Here is a 16,775-nt window from a genome sequence, read left to right as displayed (position 1 = left end):
GCGCGAGTCTAGAGGGGCTTTCTGTGCACTTGCGTAAAACAGTGGCCGGGATCATGGCCGCCTGAAAGGCTCCGCGGCATGCACCTGACCCGTGGCACCCTGGCCAGCAAGATCGTCGGCACCGAGCTGTCCTGGACCGCGCTCACGCCGGACGGCTGGTCCCGGGAGGAGCCGCTGCCGCTGATCCTGCTGCTCCACGGGGCGAATTCATCGGCCGACGTCCTCGCCATGATGCAACCGATCATCGAGAGCGTCGATCTGCCGCGCGCCGTGATCGCCTGCGTCTCCACGCCCACCGTCGGCGGTTTCTACCTCGGCGGCTGGGAGCGGGTGGTCGCCGAGGAGCTTCCGGCTGAGTTCAACGTCACGCGGATCGCGCTGCTGGGCAGCTCGATGGGCGGGTTCGGCGCGCTGCGGATCGCGTTCGCCGACCCGGGACGGTTCAGCGCGGTCGCGGCGATCTCCCCGGCGCTGATCCCGGAGGGCGAGCCGCGGGCCCGCAACACGCTCAGCGTGCTGGCCCAGCTGGCCGCGGAGACCGACGAGAGCGTCCCGCAGCGACTGCGCGCCAACGCCGGCGCCATCCGCGCCAGCGGCCTGCCGATCATGCTGCGCTGCGGCGACCGGGACGTGTTCAACCTGCACGACGGCACCGAGCAGCTGCACCGCGACCTGTGGGATCTCGACATCGCGCACGACTATCACCTGGTCGGCGGCGCGGATCACGTCGGCCCGGAGGCCACCGCGTCGATGCGGGCGGCGTTCACGTTCGTGGCGGCGGCGCTGACCCCGCCCCACGATGACGACCTCGCGCTGGAGCAGGCTTGGCGGGAGTGGAAGCAGGGCGATCCGCCGCGCTTCGACGCCTTCGGCCCGTCGGCGTCGACGGCGGTCCGCGTGATGATGGCCGACGAGCTCGCCGAGGCCGCCCGTCAGGACCCGACCGCCACGCGCCGTTACGGCCTGCTGCCGTGAAGCCGGAGCTTGCCCGCGACCTGATCGACGCGCAGTTCCCGCAGTGGCGTCATCTGCCGATCGAGCGGGTCGGCACGCACGGCACGGTCAACGCCGTCTTCCGGCTCGGGGACGAGCTGGCCGTCCGGTTCCCGCAGCAGGAGGAGGACCTGGTCGCCGAGGCGGCGGCCGCCCGGGAGCTGCTCGGCGCGACCCGGTTCCGCACCCCGGAGCCGATCGCGCTCGGCGAGCCGGGTCTCGGCTTCCCCCGCCGATGGGCGGTGCAGACCTGGCTGCCCGGCGACGTGCCCACCGAGGACTCCCACGCGGACAGCGAGGGTCTCGCCCGTGACCTCGCCGAGTTCATCGCCGGCGTCCGCGCGCTCGATCCCGGCGACCGGACTTTCCGCGGCCGGGGCCGGGGCGGTCACCTGCCCGACCACGACGACTACCTGGCCGACTGCTTCCGGCGCAGCGAGGGGCTGCTGGACGTCCCGCCGCTGCGGCGGCTCTGGGCCGAGCTGCGCGAGCTGCCCCGCGAGACCCCGGACGTGATGTGTCACCGCGACCTGATCCCCGGCAACCTGCTCACCGGCGGCGACCGGCTCACCGGGGTGCTCGACGTCGGCGGCTTCGGCCCGTCCGACCCGGCCCTCGACCTGGTCTGCGCCTGGCACCTGTTCGACGCCGGCGCCCGCGAGGTGCTCCGCGCCGAGCTCAAGTGCGGCGACCTGGACTGGGAGCGGGGCCGGGCCTGGGCGTTCCAGCAGGCGATGGGCCTGGTCTGGTATTACCACCGGACCAACCCGACGATGGCCCGCCTCGGCCGCAGCACCCTGCGCCGGCTGCTCAGCGCATCTCGGCCGGCAACCGGACGGTGAAGGTCGTCCCCAGCCCGGGCGAGCTGCTCGCCGTGATCGTCCCGCCATGGTCCTCGGCGATCCGCCGGGAGATGGTCAGCCCCAGCCCCGAGCCACCGGTCGCCCGGTGCCGGGCCGGGTCGGCCCGCCAGAACCGGTCGAACACCCGGGACACCTCCTCGGGGGTCATCCCCACCCCGGTGTCCCGCACGGTCAGGATCGCGGTCAGCTCGTCCCGGCTCACCTTCACCTCGACCTGGCCACCGGCGTCGGTGTACCGGATCGCGTTGCTCAGCAGGTTTCCCAGCACCTGGCGCAGCCGGTCCGGGTCGGCCCTGACCTCTACCGGCACCGGCGCGTCGATCAGCAGGTGCAGCCCCGCGTTCGCGGCCACCGCCCGGTGCGCGGTCACCGCCGACTCGGCCAGCTCGGACAGGTCCAGCGGCTCGCTGTTGTACGCCAGATCCCCGTTCTCGGCCAGCGCCAGCACCTGAAGGTCGTCCAGGATCCGGCGTTGCAGCAGCGTCTCCTCGTGCAGCGAGGCGAACAGCTCCGGCGTCGGCTCGATCACCCCGTCGGCCAGCCCCTCCAGGTACCCGCGCAGGTTCGACAGCGGCGTGCGCAGCTCGTGGGCGACGTCGGCGACCAACCGGCGCTGGCGTTCCTCACTGCGCTGCACCGCCTCGGCCATCGCGTTGAACGACGCGGACAGGAACGCCAGCTCGTCCTTGCCGGAGGTGGGCACCCGCACGTCCAGCCGCCCGGCCGCGAGCTGGAGCGACGCCCCGGTGATCGCCCGCACCGGCCGGCTGATCCGGCGGGCGATCCAGGCGGTGCCGAGCGCCGCCACGACCAGCAGCCCGGCCGCGCCGATCAGCGCCGGCCGGCCCAGCCCGGCCAGGTCCTGGTCGCGCCCGGCGCCGAAGTAGATGCGTACCGGGACGGCCCCGGTGCTTCCCACCGCCTCGCTGAAGGCCGGCGCCAGGCACTGATCGAAGACGGTCATCGGGTCGATGCGGCACTGGGCGAACTGCTGCCACCACTCGTCCAGCCACTCGGTGTCGCGCAGCACCTTCTCCTGGGCGGACCGGACGCAGTCCGGCGCGGCCGCCCGCTGCTCGGCACTCAGGTAGGGCGAGCCCTCCAAGGCGAGCGCGGGCAGCCGGATCGCGTGCTTGTCCGCCGCGCAGCGCACCGCGGCCAGCCCGGCCCGGTACTGCACGAGCTGGTAATACGCCTTCGCCTCCGGGCCGGCCAGCCCACTGTCGCGAGGCAGCGCCGCGAACAGGTCGGCCGGCAGCGCAGGGCGCGCCGGGACCGGGCCGGCCAGGTGCCGCACCGCCCGGCGTTTGCGCTCCTCGGTGCTGAGATCGACGGCCTCGGCCCGGGCGGTCAGGGTGATCGCCGAGACCTCCTGCTGGGTGTGCGCGTCGAGCGCCGGCTCCGGGTCGACCGGCGTCGCCAGCCGCTGCATCAGCCCGACCGGCTGACCACGCAACACGTCGGAGTCGGTCAGCGTCGAACCCTCGGTCTCCACCCGGATGTGCAGTCCGGTGCGCTCGGACAGCGCCGCCACCACCGTGTCGATCCCGTTCCACCGGCCGTTGGTGACCCCGAACCGGCGGACCGCGCCGGCGATCTCCGCCTGGTGCCGGTCCCGGGCGGCGCTGAGCCGGGACACCTCGCGGGAGGTGAGGCTGAGGGTGAGCCAGGCGGTGGCGCCGATCGCCGTGCCGGCCACGATCAGCACCAGCAGGAAGATCCGCAGCCGGAAGGTCACCGCTCACCCATCCGGTAGCCCCGGCCGTACACCGTCTGCACGTAGCGCGGCTCGGCCGGATCCGCCTCGATCTTGCGGCGCAGGTTCACCACGTGCGCGTCGACGGTGCGCTCGGAGACGTCGTTCTCGAACCCGAACGTCTTGTCGATGATCTGACCCCGGGTGAACACCCGCCCCGGCTCCCGGGCGAGCAGCTCCAGGATGGCGAACTCCTTCGCGGTCAGCCGCACCGGGCTGCCGTCCACCCGTACCTCGAACCGGGGCGCGTCCACCTCCAGGTCACCGACCCGCAGCACCTCCCGGTTCTCCCCGCCGCGAACCCGGCGCAGCAGGGCGCGGATCCGGGCGGTCAGCTCCCGCGGGCTGACCGGTTTGCTCAGGTAGTCGTCGGCGCCGATGTCCAGTCCGAGCAGCATGTCGTTCTCCGCGGACCGGGCGGTGACCAGCAGGATGGCCACCCCGGACAGTGCCGGGTCGGCCTCGGCGCGCAGGATCCGGCACACGTCCAGACCGTCGACCAGCGGCATCATCACGTCCAGGACGAGCAGGTCGGGGCGGCGGGCCCGGGTCTGCTCCAGCGCCGCCCGGCCATCACCGACGGTGAGCACCTGATGGCCGTCCCGCTCCAGGTAGAGGCGGATCAGCTGAGCGTGCTTCGGATCGTCGTCGGCGACGAGGATGCGGGCGGTCACGGCTCGCATTCTGGCTCAGCCGTGCCACTGCCTCAACAAATGTGCGATTCCTATGAAGCCGGCTTGTAGACCGGGTCGTGCCGGTTGCGGTAATACAGCCGGACCTCGACTTTCGCGTCCGGGTCGCCGACGGCGCGCAGTTGCAGGCACAGATAGTAGGGATCGCCGAGGCGGTGCGGCGGGCGGCACTCGACCTCCGGTTCGGCGGCCGCGTCGTACCAGCGCATCCGCCAGCCGTCCCGCTCCAGGTATTCGCCGATCCGCCGGGTCAGCAGCCGTGACTGCGCGGTGCCGGCGGCGGGAACGGTCTGAACCCGGGTGCACCCGCGATTGCAGTCCAGCCGGTTCTCCGCGGCGGTGATCCCGGGCGGCAGGTCCGCGCTGGGCGGGGTCGGCGGCCCGCTCACGACCGGCACGGCCACGGCTGCGGCGCAGCCCAGGAGCCACACCCCGAAACCCGCTTTGTGTACGACCGGACGCGTCCCGACCGCCGCCACCAGCACCACCAGTCCCGCCGCGATCAGGTACCAGCGGAGGTAATCGTCGGTGGTGGGCGGCGTCTCGTACGTCGAAAGCCGGACCGTGCCCAGCGACCAACCCGCCACCAGGCAGACCAGCAGCAGCCCGACGCCCCGCCCGGTCCTGGGCTCCCGGGCCAGCAGCGCCCAGCTGACCGGGAAGAGCAACACGACCGGCACGAGCACCGCGACCTCACCGGGCGACAGCATCTCGTCCAGGATCGGGCTGCCCGGCTGCACCCCGGGCCACACCGGCGCCGTCGCGCCCAGCGCGGCCAGCAGAAACAGCAGCCGTCCCCGGCCGCTCCACCTCGTCGTCACCCCGATGGGACGCACCGGCCGCCGCGCCGGTTGCCACAACCGGCATGATCCTTGCATGTCGTCCCCGACTCTGCGGCCGCTCACCGTGGCCGACTGGCCCGCGGTGCACGAGTTCGCGCAGCTCCCCGAGGTGTGCCGGTACCAGGCGTGGGGTCCCAACACCGAGGCGGAGACCGAGGCCTTCGTCCGCGAGGTGGCCGCGTTGTGGCAGGCGCGGCCGCAGAACCGATTCGTCTTCGCCATCGTGAGCGACGGCGTGGTGGCCGGCAGCGCCGAGTTGAAGCTGCGAGACAATCAGCAGGCCGAGATCGGTTACTCGCTGCACCCGGCGTTCTGGGGCCGGGGCCTGGCCACCGCGGCGGCCCGCCAGCTGCTGGCCCTGGCTTTCGGCGAGCACGGGCGGCACCGTGTGTTCGCCACCTGCGACCCGCGCAACGAGGCCTCCGCCCGGGTCCTCACCCGGCTCGGCATGCGGTACGAGGGCCGGATGCGCGAGACCGTCCTGATCCGCGATGGCTGGCGCGACTCCGACCTGTACGCCGTCCTGGCCCCGGAGTGGCCGGCCGAGTGAGGTGAACCGGCTCGGCGAGGTCACGCACGGCACCGTGGTCAGGCCGGGATCTCCCCGGTCTCGGCCAGCTGCTGGGCGACGTCGGCCAGTTTGCGGTTGAGCCGCTGGGAGACCCGCCGCAACTGGTCGAAGGCCTCCCCGGCGGACAGGCGCTCGCGTTCCATCAGGATCCCCTTGGCCTGCCCGATGATGTCGCGGGTGCTCAGTCCTCGATGCAGCGCGGCCTCCCGGCGATCGACCTCGTCCCGGCGCTGTGCCGTGGCGACGGCGACGGCGAGGTAGGCGGCCAGCAGCGAACCGAAGTCGCAGTCCTCGTCGCCGAACGCGTCGGGCGCCGCCGAGTAGAGGGTGAACGTGCCCAGCGCCGACCAGGTGGCCGGTCGCTGGACGGACAGACCGAAGCACAGAGCACTGGCCATGCCCATCTCGGCGGCGGTGGCGGCCAGGATCGGCCAGCGTCCCGCGGCGCGCAGGTCGGGCACGTAGACCGGGTGCTCACCGTGCATCGCCTCCGGGGCGGGCCCGATGCCGGTGGCGAATTGGATATCGTCGAGCTCGGCGGCGTCGGCGTCGCTGGTCACGGTGTCGACGACCTGGCCGCCGTGCACCAGCGTGACGCTGGCGCAGCCGCAGCCGGTCACCGCCTCCACGGTGAATTTCAGCACCTGGGCGAGCGTGCCGGGCAGGTCGTCGTTGTCGAACAACTGCCGCGCCAGTGGGGCGAAGCTGGCCAGCAGCATGGGCCCGTAGGCCGAGGGGCCCCAGGCCGCGGCGGCCCGGACCCGGTCGTGTGCGGCGGCTCGCCGGCCGGCCGCGGCCCGCTCGCGCTGGCGGGCGCCGGTGGCCCGCTTCTTCGCGTCCTCGGCCGGGTCGGGCTCCGTGTCGAGCCGGGTCAGCTGGCCGGTCGGGGTGAGCCGGACCAGGCGCCGCTCCCGGTCCAGCAGCTCGCGTTCGCGCTTGTCGGCATCCCGTTCCCGCAGCCCGGCGGCCTCGTCGCGGGCATCGGCCAGGTCGTCGCGCTCGGCGGCGTGCACGTCGCGCTCGGCGGCGACGAAGTCACGCCGATCGGCCCGCCACGCGGTCTCCTCGGCGTCGGCGGCCTCGGCGGCTTTCTCATCGTCCCGAGCGGTCTCGACCCGTTCGGCGTAGGCGTGGCGAAGGTCGGCGCGCGCCTGCACCCGGGCGGCGGCCTGCCGCGTCCGCTCCAGCTCCGCCTCCGCCCGCCGCACCCCGTCCTCGGCCCGGCGCACCGCCGCCCGGGTCGCGGCGGCCTCCTCGGCGTCGTCGGTCTTGGCGTGCCGGGCCCAGTCGGACGCGCGTTTGTCCAGCGCCTGCTCCTGGCGGTCGGCCATCCGGTCCCGCTCGTCGGCGAGGGACTCCCGCTCGTCGGCCAGCCGCTCGCGCTCGTCGGCGAGCCGCTCACGCTCGTCCGCGCCGGCCTCCCACAGGTCTGCTCGGCGCTTGTGCTCGTCGGGGTTCACGTCGTCAGTCTCCGGCATGAACACCCCGGACGCCGTCGGCGGTTTCCGCCCGGCGGGCCAGGATCGGCGTCAGGTCGAGGATGTCGAAGACCCGCTCCGGCATGCCGTGCAGGCCGCCGACCTGCACGTCCCGGCCCTGGCCCGTCATGGTGTTCCAGAACTCGACGATCACCCGGACGCAGCCGGCACTGATGAAGTCCAAGCGGGACAGATCCAGCACGATCGTGGAGGCCGTGCTCGTGGAGGCGACGCTCATCAACCGCTGACGCAGCTCGCCTGCCGAATCGGTGTCGAGCTCGCCGGTCAGAGGGATCACGTCATAGTCGGCAGAAGAATTTTTGGACACCAGCCATCTCCTCACGGAACAGCGGCTGGGTCATCAACCTTGGCCCATTATCCCCCTCCGCCGGAGCGGTTCACAACGGGGCGGCCAGGCCAACCCTCCGCGTGCCCCGGGTATACGCCGTAGACTGCACCCGTGCGGAAGCTCAAGGACCCCCGGCGGCCGGAACTCCTCGACCCGGCGCTGGAGGTCGTGGCCGAGCGCGGGGTGGAGGCGACGGCGACCCGGCGCCCCCGCGCCTGATGGATGTGCTGTACCGGGCACCGGCCGCCGCGCTGGATCAGCCGGTCGACCGCGAGATCGCCGCCGAGTGAATCCGTCGCGTGCGTTCGTCCTCCTCAAACCCGACTGCTCGGGTACGGACCGGCGCGCGGCCGTGGACGCCGCCGTCGCCGCCGAGGGGCTGGTCGTCGCCTGCCGCCACCCGGTCTCCCTGACCCCCGCCGACGTGCGTTTCCTCTGGTCGGAGTACACCGAGGACGGGCACGTCCTGATGCACGCCTTCCTCGGCCGTTACCTGTGCACGGCGCCTTCCGAGGTCCTGCTGCTGCGCGGCCCGGACGCCTTCGCGGCGGCCCGCCGGATCAAACGCGCCATCCGCTCCCGCTACGCCAACGGTCCCTTCGCGAACCTGATCCACGCGGCCGAGCACCCCGGCGAGCTGGCACGCCAGGCGAACCACCTCCTCGGCCACTGTCCCGAGTGCGCGGCCCCGTTCGTCTCGTCCGAGCCCCTCACCAGCCCGCCCCGGCCCGCGGGCCGGGACTTCCGTGGCGAAACCGACCTGCCCGCATTGGTCGAGTCCCTGTGGCCGGCGCTGCAATCCGTCGACCCGTCCGCCCCGGTCCCGTACTGCCTCGATCGTTCCCCGGTCGCCGCCGTCTACCTGGGCGCCGACCGGGCCCACACGCTCGATTCCGCCGTGACCGCGCTCTGGTCGGCCCTGCCCGGCATTACCCTGGCCCACGCCGTGCTGCTGACCCTGTACGCGGGGCGCGTCGGCGGTTGTCCTGTCGCCGTCGGCAGTCATGAGGCGGTCAGCCGTAGTCACCGAGTGCTCCAGGCGCACGGCATCACCACGTGCGGTGTGGGCCCTGCCCCGAGCTGACCTCCGCGGCGGTCCTGGTCAGCTGCCGTATCGGCGCCGTGTCGCGTTGGTCTGCGCGGCGGTCATGGTCAGCTGCCGTGGTAGCGCAGCGTGCAGTATCGGCGCGCGCCGCGCCGTCCTCCGCGACGGCCCTGGTCAGCTGCCGTGGTAGGTCAGGGAGACGACGTCCCGGCGGCGTTGGCCGAGGTACCAGCCGCTGGTCTCACCGAGGTCGACGGTGTGCCGCAGCAGACCGCGCTGCCCGGCGGGCAACTCCGCGAGCACCTCGCCGCGCGGCGACACCACCATGCTCGGGCAGTGCTGATCCGGGCTGACGACGTTGGCCGACGCCAGGAATCGCTGGTTCTCCGCCGCCCGGCTGATCAGATGGCTCCGCCAGACCCCGGCCGGTTCGTTGGGGTTGGCCGCGTTGGTCAGGTAGAGCAGCAGCTCAGCCCCGGCCGCCGCCAGATACTGCCACTGCTCCGGAAACCGGATCTCCCGGCACAGTTGCATCCCGGCGACGAACCGCGAGCCGTCCGCCCCGGCAACTGTGTAGGTCGGCAGGCTGTCACCGGCCCGCAGCGGCCCCCGCTCGTTCATCGCCAGGTTGATCTTCCGATAGACCTGGTGACCACCATCGGCGGCGAAGTAGAGCCCGGCGTTCGCCCACCCACCGCCCTCCGGCAGCAGCGATCCGCAGAACACGTGCACCCCGTGCCGCCGGGCGAGCTGCTCCACCTGCCCGATCGCGGCCGCCAACTCGGCCGGGTCGAGGCCTTCGAGCGGGCTCAGATCCTCGCCGTAACCGGACAGCAGCCCCTCCGGCAGCACCACGACGTCCCCGGCCCGGGCCTCCTCGACGACGTCCCGCACGGTTGCCAGGTTCGTCGCCACGTCCCAGACCGCGGGCACCTGACCCACCAAGATCGACACTCGCATCGGCCCATCCTGCCCTGATGGTCCCTTTCAACGCCACATCGATCCCCGTTGCAGCGCGCCCGGCCCGGCCCGGCTACGGCAGTCGTCGCCCGGGGTGCTGTCCGGTCGCGACTCCCCAGTGCTCGGACTGCTCGGACGGCTGCGGTCCTCGATCGAGCGTTTCTCACCCAGCCCGATGTGCCCGATGAGGTGGACGGTCATGTCGGCTCCCAGCTCCCGGTTCGCGGGCCTACGGCTCACCGCTCACGGCTCACCGTCCGCGCTCACCGCTCACCGTCCGCGCTCACGGCTCACGACTCACGTGGCCCGGAAGTCTCGCAGCGGGGCGGCCAGGGCACGGCGGACCGGCTCGTCCACCGCGGTCAGGGCGGTGGCGACGGACTTCACGTCACCGCCTCGGATCACCGAGGCGAGGTGCTCGAACGTCAGATCGGCGGGCATGGACGGCAAGGTAGCGGGACCCACCGACAAAATCCGGTCGGCTGGGCGTACGGGAAATGTGCGGTCGGACAAACGCATCGCCGGACCTCTATGTTCGGACCTGTGGATGGGTCTTTCTATGCCCGCGTGGGCGGGCAGACCGCGGTGACGGCCGCGGTCGACGCGTTGTACCGGGTCGTTCTCGCTGATGAGCGGCTGTCCGATTACTTCCAGGGGCTGGATCTGGGCCGGCTCAAAGGGCACATGGTCGCGCTGCTCAGCCAGGTGCTCGGCGGTCCGGCGGAGTACACCGGACGGGATCTGCGCGGCGCGCACCTCGGACTCGGCGTCGTGCCGGCGCACTATGACCTGGTCGGGGCCTATCTGCTCGGGATTCTGGCCGGGCTGGGCGCGGACGACGACGTGCTGGCCGCGGTGCGTGGCGTGCTGCGCGAGTCGGCCGCCGACGTGGTCGAGTGACGCAGGTCCCACTCACGAATTCCGGACCGTGGACAATTCACTGCCACGCCGCTGAGCAGGGCTGAGTAGGGTCGTCCGCATGTATCGTCCGGTTCCCGCCCAGGTTGATCTTCCCGCTCTCGACCACGCGATCCTGCGTTTCTGGCGTGAGCACGACGTCTTCGGGCAGAGCCTGCGCCAGTCCGCAGGCCGTCCCGAGTGGGTCTTCTACGAGGGCCCGCCGACCGCGAACGGGATGCCCGGCGCGCACCACATCGAGGCGCGCGTCTTCAAGGACGTGTTCCCGCGCTACCGGACGATGAAGGGCTTCCACGTGGCCCGCAAAGCCGGGTGGGACTGTCACGGCCTGCCGGTCGAGCTGGCCGTGGAGAAAGAGCTGGGCTTCACCGGCAAGCAGGACATCGAGGCCTACGGCGTCGCCGAGTTCAACGCCAAGTGCCGCGACTCGGTGACCCGGCACACCGACGCGTTCACCGAGCTCACCCATCGCATGGGCTACTGGGTCGACATGGACGACGCCTACCGCACGATGGACCCGGAATACATCGACTCGGTGTGGTGGTCGCTCAAGCAGATCTTCGACAAGGGTCTGCTGGTCGAGGACTTCCGGGTGGCGCCGTGGTGCCCGCGCGACCAGACCACGCTCTCCGACCACGAGCTGGACCAGGGCTACGAGATCGACGTCGACCCGTCGGTCTACGTGCGGTTCCCGCTGACCTCCGGTCCGCTCGCGGGCGCCGCGTCGCTGCTGGTCTGGACGACCACACCGTGGACCCTGGTGTCCAACACCGCGGTCGCGGTGCACCCCTCGGTGACCTATGCGGTCGTCACCGACGGCAAGGAGCGACTGGTGGTCGCCGAGCCCCTGATCCCGGAGGGCTGGACGCCCACCGGCGAGACATATCAGGGCAAGGAGCTGGAGCGCTGGACCTACCAGCCACCGTTCCAGCTGGTCGACGTGCCGGACGCGCACATCGTGATCCTGGCGAGTTATGTGACCACCGACAGCGGCACCGGCCTGGTGCACCAGGCGCCGGCGTTCGGCGCGGACGACCTGGCCAGCTGCCGCGCCTACGGGCTGCCGATGGTGAACCCGGTCCGGCGGGACGGGACGTTCGAGCCGGAGATCGAGCTGGTCGGCGGCATGTTCTTCCGCGAGGCGAACGCGCCGCTCGTCGAGGAGCTGCGGGAGAGCGGGCGGCTGTTCCGGCACGAGCCCTACGAACACAAGTATCCGCACTGCTGGCGGTGCCACACCGCCCTGATCTACTACGCCCAGCCATCGTGGTATGTGCGCACCACCGCCGTGCGCGACGCCATGCTCCGGGAGAACGAGCGGACCAACTGGCAGCCGGCCAACCTCAAACACGGCCGCTACGGTGACTGGCTCACCAACAATGTCGACTGGGCGCTGTCCCGCAACCGTTACTGGGGCACCCCGCTGCCGATCTGGCGCTGCCCGGACGGCCACCTGACCTGCATCGGCTCGCGGGCGGAGCTGTCCACCCTGACCGGCCGTGACCTGTCCGGTCTGGATCCGCACCGGCCGTTCATCGACGAGGTGACCTTCGCGTGCCCCGAGTGCGGCGTGGAAGCGACCCGTGTCCCCGAGGTCATCGACGGCTGGTATGACTCCGGTTCGATGCCGTTCGCCCAGTTCGGCTACCCCTATCAGAACCGGGAGCTGTTCGAGTCCCGCTTCCCCGCCCAGTTCATCTCGGAGGCTATCGACCAGACCCGCGGCTGGTTCTACACGCTGATGGCCGTCAGCACCCTGGTCTTCGACCGCTCGTCGTATGAGAACGTCGTCTGCCTCGGCCACATCCTCGCCGAGGACGGCCGCAAGATGTCCAAGCACTTCGGCAACATCCTCGAGCCGATCCCGCTGATGGACCAGCACGGCGCCGACGCGGTCCGCTGGTACATGGCTGCCGTCGGCTCCCCGTGGTCGGCCCGGCGCGTCGGTCACGCGGCGTTGCAGGAGGTGGTCCGCAAGGTCCTGCTGACGTATTGGAACACCGTCGCCTTCCAGGCACTCTACGGCCGGACCGCGGGCTGGACGCCGACCGCGGCGGACCCGGCGCCCGAGCAGCGATCCGCCCTGGACCGCTGGGTTCTCTCCGAGTTGCAGCAGCTCATCACGAAGGTCGACGCCGCCCTGGCCGCCTTCGACCCGCACGAGACCGGCAAGCTGATCGCCGCGTTCATCGACGACCTCTCCAATTGGTACGTCCGGCGCAGCCGTCGCCGGTTCTGGCGCGGTGACCCGGCCGCTCTCGCCACCCTGCACGAGGCGCTCCGCACCGTGACGCTGCTGATGGCGCCGATCACCCCGTTCGTCAGCGAGCAGGTCTGGCAGGACCTGATCGTCCCGGTCGACCCGCAGGCCCCGCAGTCGGTGCACCTGGCCGCGTTCCCGGAGGCGGACGCAGCACTCGTCGACCAGCGACTCTCCGCGCAGATGGCGACCACGCGGCGACTGGTCGAGCTGGGTCGCACCGCCCGCTCTGAGTCCGGTCTCAAGATCCGCCAGCCGTTGTCCCGCGCGCTCGTCTCCAGCGGCGCGGACCTGCCGTCCGAGTTGCTCGACGAGATCGCCGCGGAGCTCAACGTCAACGCGGTCGAGCCGCTGGCCGGTTCGTTCGTCGACACCACGGCCAAGGCCAACTTCCGGGCCCTGGGCAAGCGGTTCGGCAAGGCCGTCCAGCAGGTCGCGGCCGCGATCCAGGCGGCTGACGCCGCAGACCTCAAAACCAGTTTGCGTACGACCGGAGCGGCGACCGTGACAGTCGGCGACGAACAGGTCGTTCTCGCCGTGGACGAGGTCGTGATCACCGAGACGCCCCGCGAGGGCTGGGCCGTCGCCTCGGACGCCGGGGCGACCCTGGCACTGGACCTGCACCTCACGCCGGAACTGCGGCGGGCCGGCCTGGCTCGCGACGCGATTCGGCAGATCCAGGAGGCCCGCAAGTCGAGTGGTCTGGAGGTCTCCGACCGGATCCGGCTGCGTTACCGTGCCGAGGCGGAGACCGCGCTGACCCTGACCGAGCACGGCGACCTGGTCGCCGACGAGGTTCTGGCCACCGACTTCGCCAGCGGCGAGCCGGACTGGAGCGACCCCCAGGCCTTCACCGACGAGTCGATCGGACTGACCTTCTGGCTCACTCGCGCGTGAGCTCGCCGATCGCGCGTTCCAGCAGTGTCTGTAACTGAGCACGTTCCGCGTCGCTGAACGCGGCGGCAAGCCGGCCCTCGATCCGGCTTGCCGCGGCGTCGGCGTCCGCCAGCACGGCGTGCCCGGCCGGTGTCACGCGGTTCACCACCAGCTTCTGGTGCATCGGGGACGGCGCCCGGGTGATCAGGCCTTTCGCCTCCAGGTTGGCCAGCACCGTGGACATGGTCTGCGGCGTCACCATCGACTCCCGGGCCAGCTGTGCCGCCGACATCCCCTCGGCCGACGCCAGCAGCAGCAACGCGGCGTATTGCGGCACCGTCAGCTCGAACTCCCGCAGCGCCGCGGTCTTCCGCGCGATCAGCGCCTGCTCGGCTCGTTTGATGACGAGACCGAGGCGATCACCCAGTTCCATCGCGACAGTCTACGTCGCGTGCGCAGTGGACTGTCGAGTAACAGAGCTCTGATATATGGTCGAGCTATGAGTGTCATCCCGGACAGCCATGTCGACCTTCTCGAGCGCCCGCTCTTCGGCCACCTCGGTACCGTTCGCCACGACGGCCAGCCGCAGGTCAACCCGATGTGGTTCAGCTATGACGGGGAGTTTCTGTATTTCACGAACACCACGATCCGCCGCAAGTTTCAGAATCTTAAGGCCGATCCCCGGATCAGCCTCTCGGTGACCGATCCGGACCAGCCCTACCGCTACTTGGAGGTCCGCGGCGTCCTGGAGCGCACCGATCCGGATCCGGGCACCGAGTTCTTCGCCAAGCTCGCCGACCGTTACGGCATGCGGTTCGACGGGCCGCCCGGCGACGCCGAGCACCGCGTCGTCCTGGTGGTCCGCCCCACCGCCGTCAGCTTCCAGTAGTCCCGATCCGCGCGGCGTGATTCGCGCGGCGTGATTCGCGCGGCGTGATCCGCGCGGCGTGATCCGCGCCAGGATCGCGGGTCGGCCACGGTGCCCGCCGGAGCATCGGGGGCGGGGGTGTCCGCGCGAAGGATCGCGGGTCGGTCGCGGTGCCCCGTCGCAGGATCGGGGGTCGGCGGGGATGTCCGCGCCGGAGGATCGGGGGTCGGTCGCGGTGCCCCCGCCGGAGGATCGCGGGTCGGTCGCGGTGCCCCCGTCGCAGGATCGGGGGTCGGCGGGGATGTCCGCGCCGGAGGATCGGGGGTCGGCGGGGATGTCCGCGCCGGAGGATCGGGGGTCGGCGGGGATGTCCGCGCCGGAGGATTGAGGGTCGGTCGCGGTGCCCCCGCCGGAGGATCGCGGGTCGGTCGCGGTGCCCCCGTCGCAGGATCGGGGGTCGGCGAGGATGTCCGCGCCGGAGGATTGAGGGTCGGTCGCGGTGCCCCCGCCGGAGGATCGCGGGTCGGTCGCGGTGCCCCCGCCCGGGGGATCGGGGGTCGCGGGGGTGTCCGCGGTGGGGGATCGGGGGTCGGTCGCGTTGTTCGCGTCGCGGGCCGGCCGCCCGGTCCTGCGGCGCCGTCGTGCGTCAGGGCTGGGGGTCGGCGGCCACCAGCGTGTTCTGGTTGGCGGTGAGGAGCCAGCGGCCGGCCTCCCGGGACATCACGTAGAGCGGACTGCCCTCACCCATCTCGGCCACCAGGGCACCGTCCGGTGAGAAGTACCGCTGCCGGACCTTGACCGCCGCCACATCCGGGCGGATGAACAGCACGTGCACCACCTCGTACGAAGGAATGAGGTCCTTCATCGCGCCCGGCAACACCTCCCGGGTGAAGGCGGCGATCGCGTCCCGCCCCAGGAGCAGCTTTCCGGCACCGGTCGTCCACACGGCATCCTCCCGGAAGAGTGCGACGAATTCGTCCACCAACTCGTGCCGCTGCGCGTGCTCCACGCTCGCAACGACCTGCTCGATGGCGGCGATCTCCGCCTGCCGTTCATGCGTGATGGTCATGCCGCGATCGTCGAACTTGAACCGCACTACAGGTCAAGCCCGCTGTGACGCGTAGCTCCCGACGGTGCGCGGCCGGACAAAGCCACGCGACGGTTCGATCCGCCGGCGTTACGAAAAGCTCGGACCGCGACCTTTTGCAGCGCGTCGGCGGACCGGAAAATGGTGCCCGCCGCCGTATCCTCAACTCGCGCGCCGACCGAAGGGGCAATCATGAGGATCACTGTGCTGGGGGCTGGTTCGTGGGGTACGACGGTCGCTTCCGTGCTCACCCGGCGCGATCATGAATCGTTGATCTGGGCGCGTAATCCGGAGACGGCGGACGAGATCAACGCCAAGCACAGCAACGAGCGTTATCTCGAGGGCTTTTCGCTTCCGGCTCGGCTTCGGGCCACCTCGGATCTGGCGGAGGCGGCGTCGCACGCGGAGCTGCTGGTCGTGGGTGTGCCGACCGGCGCGTTCCGGGACACGCTGGAGCGGGTGCGGCCGGACCTGCACCCGTGGATTCCGGTGGTGAGCCTCAGCAAGGGGCTGGAGCGTGACTCGCTGCTGCGGATGACCGAGGTGATCAAGGAGGTGCTGCCGGGGCACCCCGCCGCCGCGCTCACCGGGCCGAACCTGGCCAAGGAGATCATGTCCGGGATGGCGGCGGCCACGGTGATCGCGACCGAGGATCTGACCGTGGCGACCGAGATCCAGCGGGTGTTCCGCCGGGGGCTGCTGCGCGTCTACACCAACCACGACGTGATCGGCTGCGAGGTCGGTGGCGCGCTGAAGAACGTGGTGGCGATCGCCACCGGCATCGCGCAGGGGCTGGGCGTCGGCGACAACACCCGGGCCGGAGTGATCTCCCGCGGGCTGGCCGAGCTGACCACCCTCGCGGTCGCGATGGGCGGCGAGCCGAGCACGCTTGCCGGGCTGGCCGGGATGGGCGACCTGGTGGCGACGTGCATCAGCCCGCACAGCCGCAACCGGCACGTGGGCGAGCAGCTCGGCCGCGGGCGCAGCCTGGACGACATCCTCGCCGAGATGGGGCAGGTCGCCGAGGGCGTCAAGACGGTGCACGCCGCCGTCCAGTTGGCCGACCGCCACGGCCTGCCCATGCCGATCACCCGCACGATCCACCGTGTCATCACCGGCGATATCACCGCCGAACGCGCCTACGCCGGCCTCCTGCGCTCCCACCCGGCCGGTCACGAGTCCGAACCCGGCTGAGGGAAGTTACTCCGAGCGGGCTG

At 71.6% G+C, this 16,775-nt stretch carries 18 protein-coding genes; 8 read left to right on the top strand and 10 right to left on the bottom strand.

What is annotated here, in order from left to right; genetic code table 11:
• Window positions 1-78: 78 nt before the first annotated feature.
• Window positions 79-975: an alpha/beta hydrolase-fold protein gene (locus tag Aiant_RS03910; protein ID WP_189330981.1), complete on the top strand. Its 897-nt coding sequence runs from the start codon at window positions 79-81 to the stop codon at window positions 973-975.
• Window positions 972-1,835 (top strand): aminoglycoside phosphotransferase family protein, encoded by an 864-nt coding sequence (locus Aiant_RS03905; RefSeq protein WP_189330980.1) that lies wholly within the window; start codon window positions 972-974, stop codon window positions 1,833-1,835. The genes Aiant_RS03910 and Aiant_RS03905 overlap by 4 nt, the downstream gene beginning before the upstream one ends.
• Here Aiant_RS03905 and Aiant_RS03900 read toward each other — a convergent pair.
• The 3 genes from Aiant_RS03900 to Aiant_RS03890 are packed head-to-tail and all read right to left on the bottom strand — an operon-like array spanning window position 1,804 to window position 5,125.
• Complete coding sequence (locus Aiant_RS03900) at window positions 1,804-3,594, bottom strand: sensor histidine kinase (RefSeq protein WP_189330979.1); 1,791 nt, start codon at window positions 3,592-3,594, stop codon at window positions 1,804-1,806. The two genes, Aiant_RS03905 and Aiant_RS03900, sit on opposite strands and share 32 nt — an antisense overlap.
• Entirely contained in the window at window positions 3,591-4,295 is a 705-nt protein-coding gene (locus Aiant_RS03895; protein ID WP_189330978.1) for a response regulator transcription factor, read from the bottom strand. Before Aiant_RS03895 ends, Aiant_RS03900 begins: the two co-directional genes overlap by 4 nt.
• Before the next feature lie 41 nt (window positions 4,296-4,336).
• Window positions 4,337-5,125, bottom strand: coding sequence for a hypothetical protein (locus tag Aiant_RS03890; RefSeq protein WP_189330977.1), 789 nt, complete (start codon window positions 5,123-5,125; stop codon window positions 4,337-4,339).
• A 55-nt stretch (window positions 5,126-5,180) separates the two neighbouring features.
• On the opposite strand from Aiant_RS03890, the gene Aiant_RS03885 reads away from it, so the two are divergent.
• Window positions 5,181-5,696 (top strand): GNAT family N-acetyltransferase, encoded by a 516-nt coding sequence (locus tag Aiant_RS03885; protein WP_189330976.1) that lies wholly within the window; start codon window positions 5,181-5,183, stop codon window positions 5,694-5,696.
• A 38-nt stretch (window positions 5,697-5,734) separates the two neighbouring features.
• On the opposite strand, the gene Aiant_RS03880 is transcribed toward Aiant_RS03885, so the two are convergent.
• Together Aiant_RS03880 and Aiant_RS03875 are read right to left on the bottom strand one after the other, a co-directional pair.
• Window positions 5,735-7,195: an ANTAR domain-containing protein gene (locus Aiant_RS03880; protein ID WP_189330975.1), complete on the bottom strand. Its 1,461-nt coding sequence runs from the start codon at window positions 7,193-7,195 to the stop codon at window positions 5,735-5,737.
• Entirely contained in the window at window positions 7,182-7,523 is a 342-nt protein-coding gene (locus tag Aiant_RS03875) for an STAS domain-containing protein (RefSeq protein WP_189330974.1), read from the bottom strand. The genes Aiant_RS03880 and Aiant_RS03875 overlap by 14 nt, the downstream gene beginning before the upstream one ends.
• A gap of 307 nt (window positions 7,524-7,830) precedes the next feature.
• Here Aiant_RS03875 and Aiant_RS03870 point away from each other — a divergent pair, with 307 nt between their 5' ends.
• Entirely contained in the window at window positions 7,831-8,628 is a 798-nt protein-coding gene (locus Aiant_RS03870; RefSeq protein WP_189330973.1) for a hypothetical protein, read from the top strand.
• A gap of 135 nt (window positions 8,629-8,763) precedes the next feature.
• Here the strand turns inward: Aiant_RS03870 and Aiant_RS03865 are convergent, their stop codons facing one another.
• From Aiant_RS03865 to Aiant_RS03855, 3 genes are all read right to left on the bottom strand, one after another.
• Entirely contained in the window at window positions 8,764-9,549 is a 786-nt protein-coding gene (locus Aiant_RS03865; protein ID WP_189330972.1) for a carbon-nitrogen hydrolase family protein, read from the bottom strand.
• Between the two features lie 27 nt (window positions 9,550-9,576).
• A complete protein-coding gene (locus tag Aiant_RS03860; protein ID WP_189330971.1) occupies window positions 9,577-9,750 on the bottom strand; it encodes a hypothetical protein in 174 nt (57 codons plus the stop codon).
• 96 nt (window positions 9,751-9,846) lie between these two features.
• Window positions 9,847-9,990, bottom strand: a complete 144-nt coding sequence (locus Aiant_RS03855; RefSeq protein ID WP_189330970.1) for a hypothetical protein — start codon at window positions 9,988-9,990, stop codon at window positions 9,847-9,849.
• A gap of 126 nt (window positions 9,991-10,116) precedes the next feature.
• Between Aiant_RS03855 and Aiant_RS03850 the strand changes: the two genes are divergently transcribed.
• Together Aiant_RS03850 and ileS are read left to right on the top strand one after the other, a co-directional pair.
• Window positions 10,117-10,449, top strand: coding sequence for a group I truncated hemoglobin (locus Aiant_RS03850; RefSeq protein WP_245006643.1), 333 nt, complete (start codon window positions 10,117-10,119; stop codon window positions 10,447-10,449).
• Window positions 10,450-10,528: 79 nt separating this feature from the next.
• Window positions 10,529-13,624 (top strand): isoleucine--tRNA ligase, encoded by a 3,096-nt coding sequence (gene ileS, locus Aiant_RS03845; protein WP_189330968.1) that lies wholly within the window; start codon window positions 10,529-10,531, stop codon window positions 13,622-13,624.
• Here the strand turns inward: ileS and Aiant_RS03840 are convergent.
• Window positions 13,611-14,036 (bottom strand): MarR family winged helix-turn-helix transcriptional regulator, encoded by a 426-nt coding sequence (locus Aiant_RS03840; protein WP_189330967.1) that lies wholly within the window; start codon window positions 14,034-14,036, stop codon window positions 13,611-13,613. The two genes, ileS and Aiant_RS03840, sit on opposite strands and share 14 nt — an antisense overlap.
• A gap of 66 nt (window positions 14,037-14,102) precedes the next feature.
• On the opposite strand from Aiant_RS03840, the gene Aiant_RS03835 reads away from it, so the two are divergent.
• Window positions 14,103-14,492 carry a PPOX class F420-dependent oxidoreductase gene (locus Aiant_RS03835; protein ID WP_189330966.1) on the top strand — a complete coding sequence of 130 codons (390 nt, stop codon included), beginning with the start codon at window positions 14,103-14,105 and terminating at the stop codon, window positions 14,490-14,492.
• A gap of 625 nt (window positions 14,493-15,117) precedes the next feature.
• Here the strand turns inward: Aiant_RS03835 and Aiant_RS03830 are convergent.
• On the bottom strand, window positions 15,118-15,540 hold the full coding sequence (locus Aiant_RS03830) for an SgcJ/EcaC family oxidoreductase (protein ID WP_189330965.1): 423 nt from the start codon (window positions 15,538-15,540) through the stop codon (window positions 15,118-15,120).
• Window positions 15,541-15,750: 210 nt separating this feature from the next.
• On the opposite strand from Aiant_RS03830, the gene Aiant_RS03825 reads away from it, so the two are divergent.
• Window positions 15,751-16,752 carry an NAD(P)H-dependent glycerol-3-phosphate dehydrogenase gene (locus tag Aiant_RS03825; protein ID WP_189330964.1) on the top strand — a complete coding sequence of 334 codons (1,002 nt, stop codon included), beginning with the start codon at window positions 15,751-15,753 and terminating at the stop codon, window positions 16,750-16,752.
• Window positions 16,753-16,775: the final 23 nt, after the last annotated feature.

The sequence above is a fragment of the Actinoplanes ianthinogenes genome (assembly GCF_018324205.1).
In the GTDB taxonomy this organism is placed as follows: Bacteria; Actinomycetota; Actinomycetes; order Mycobacteriales; family Micromonosporaceae; genus Actinoplanes; species Actinoplanes ianthinogenes.
Note: the sequence above shows the minus strand (reverse complement) of the source record. Positions and strands in the feature narration are given on the sequence as shown.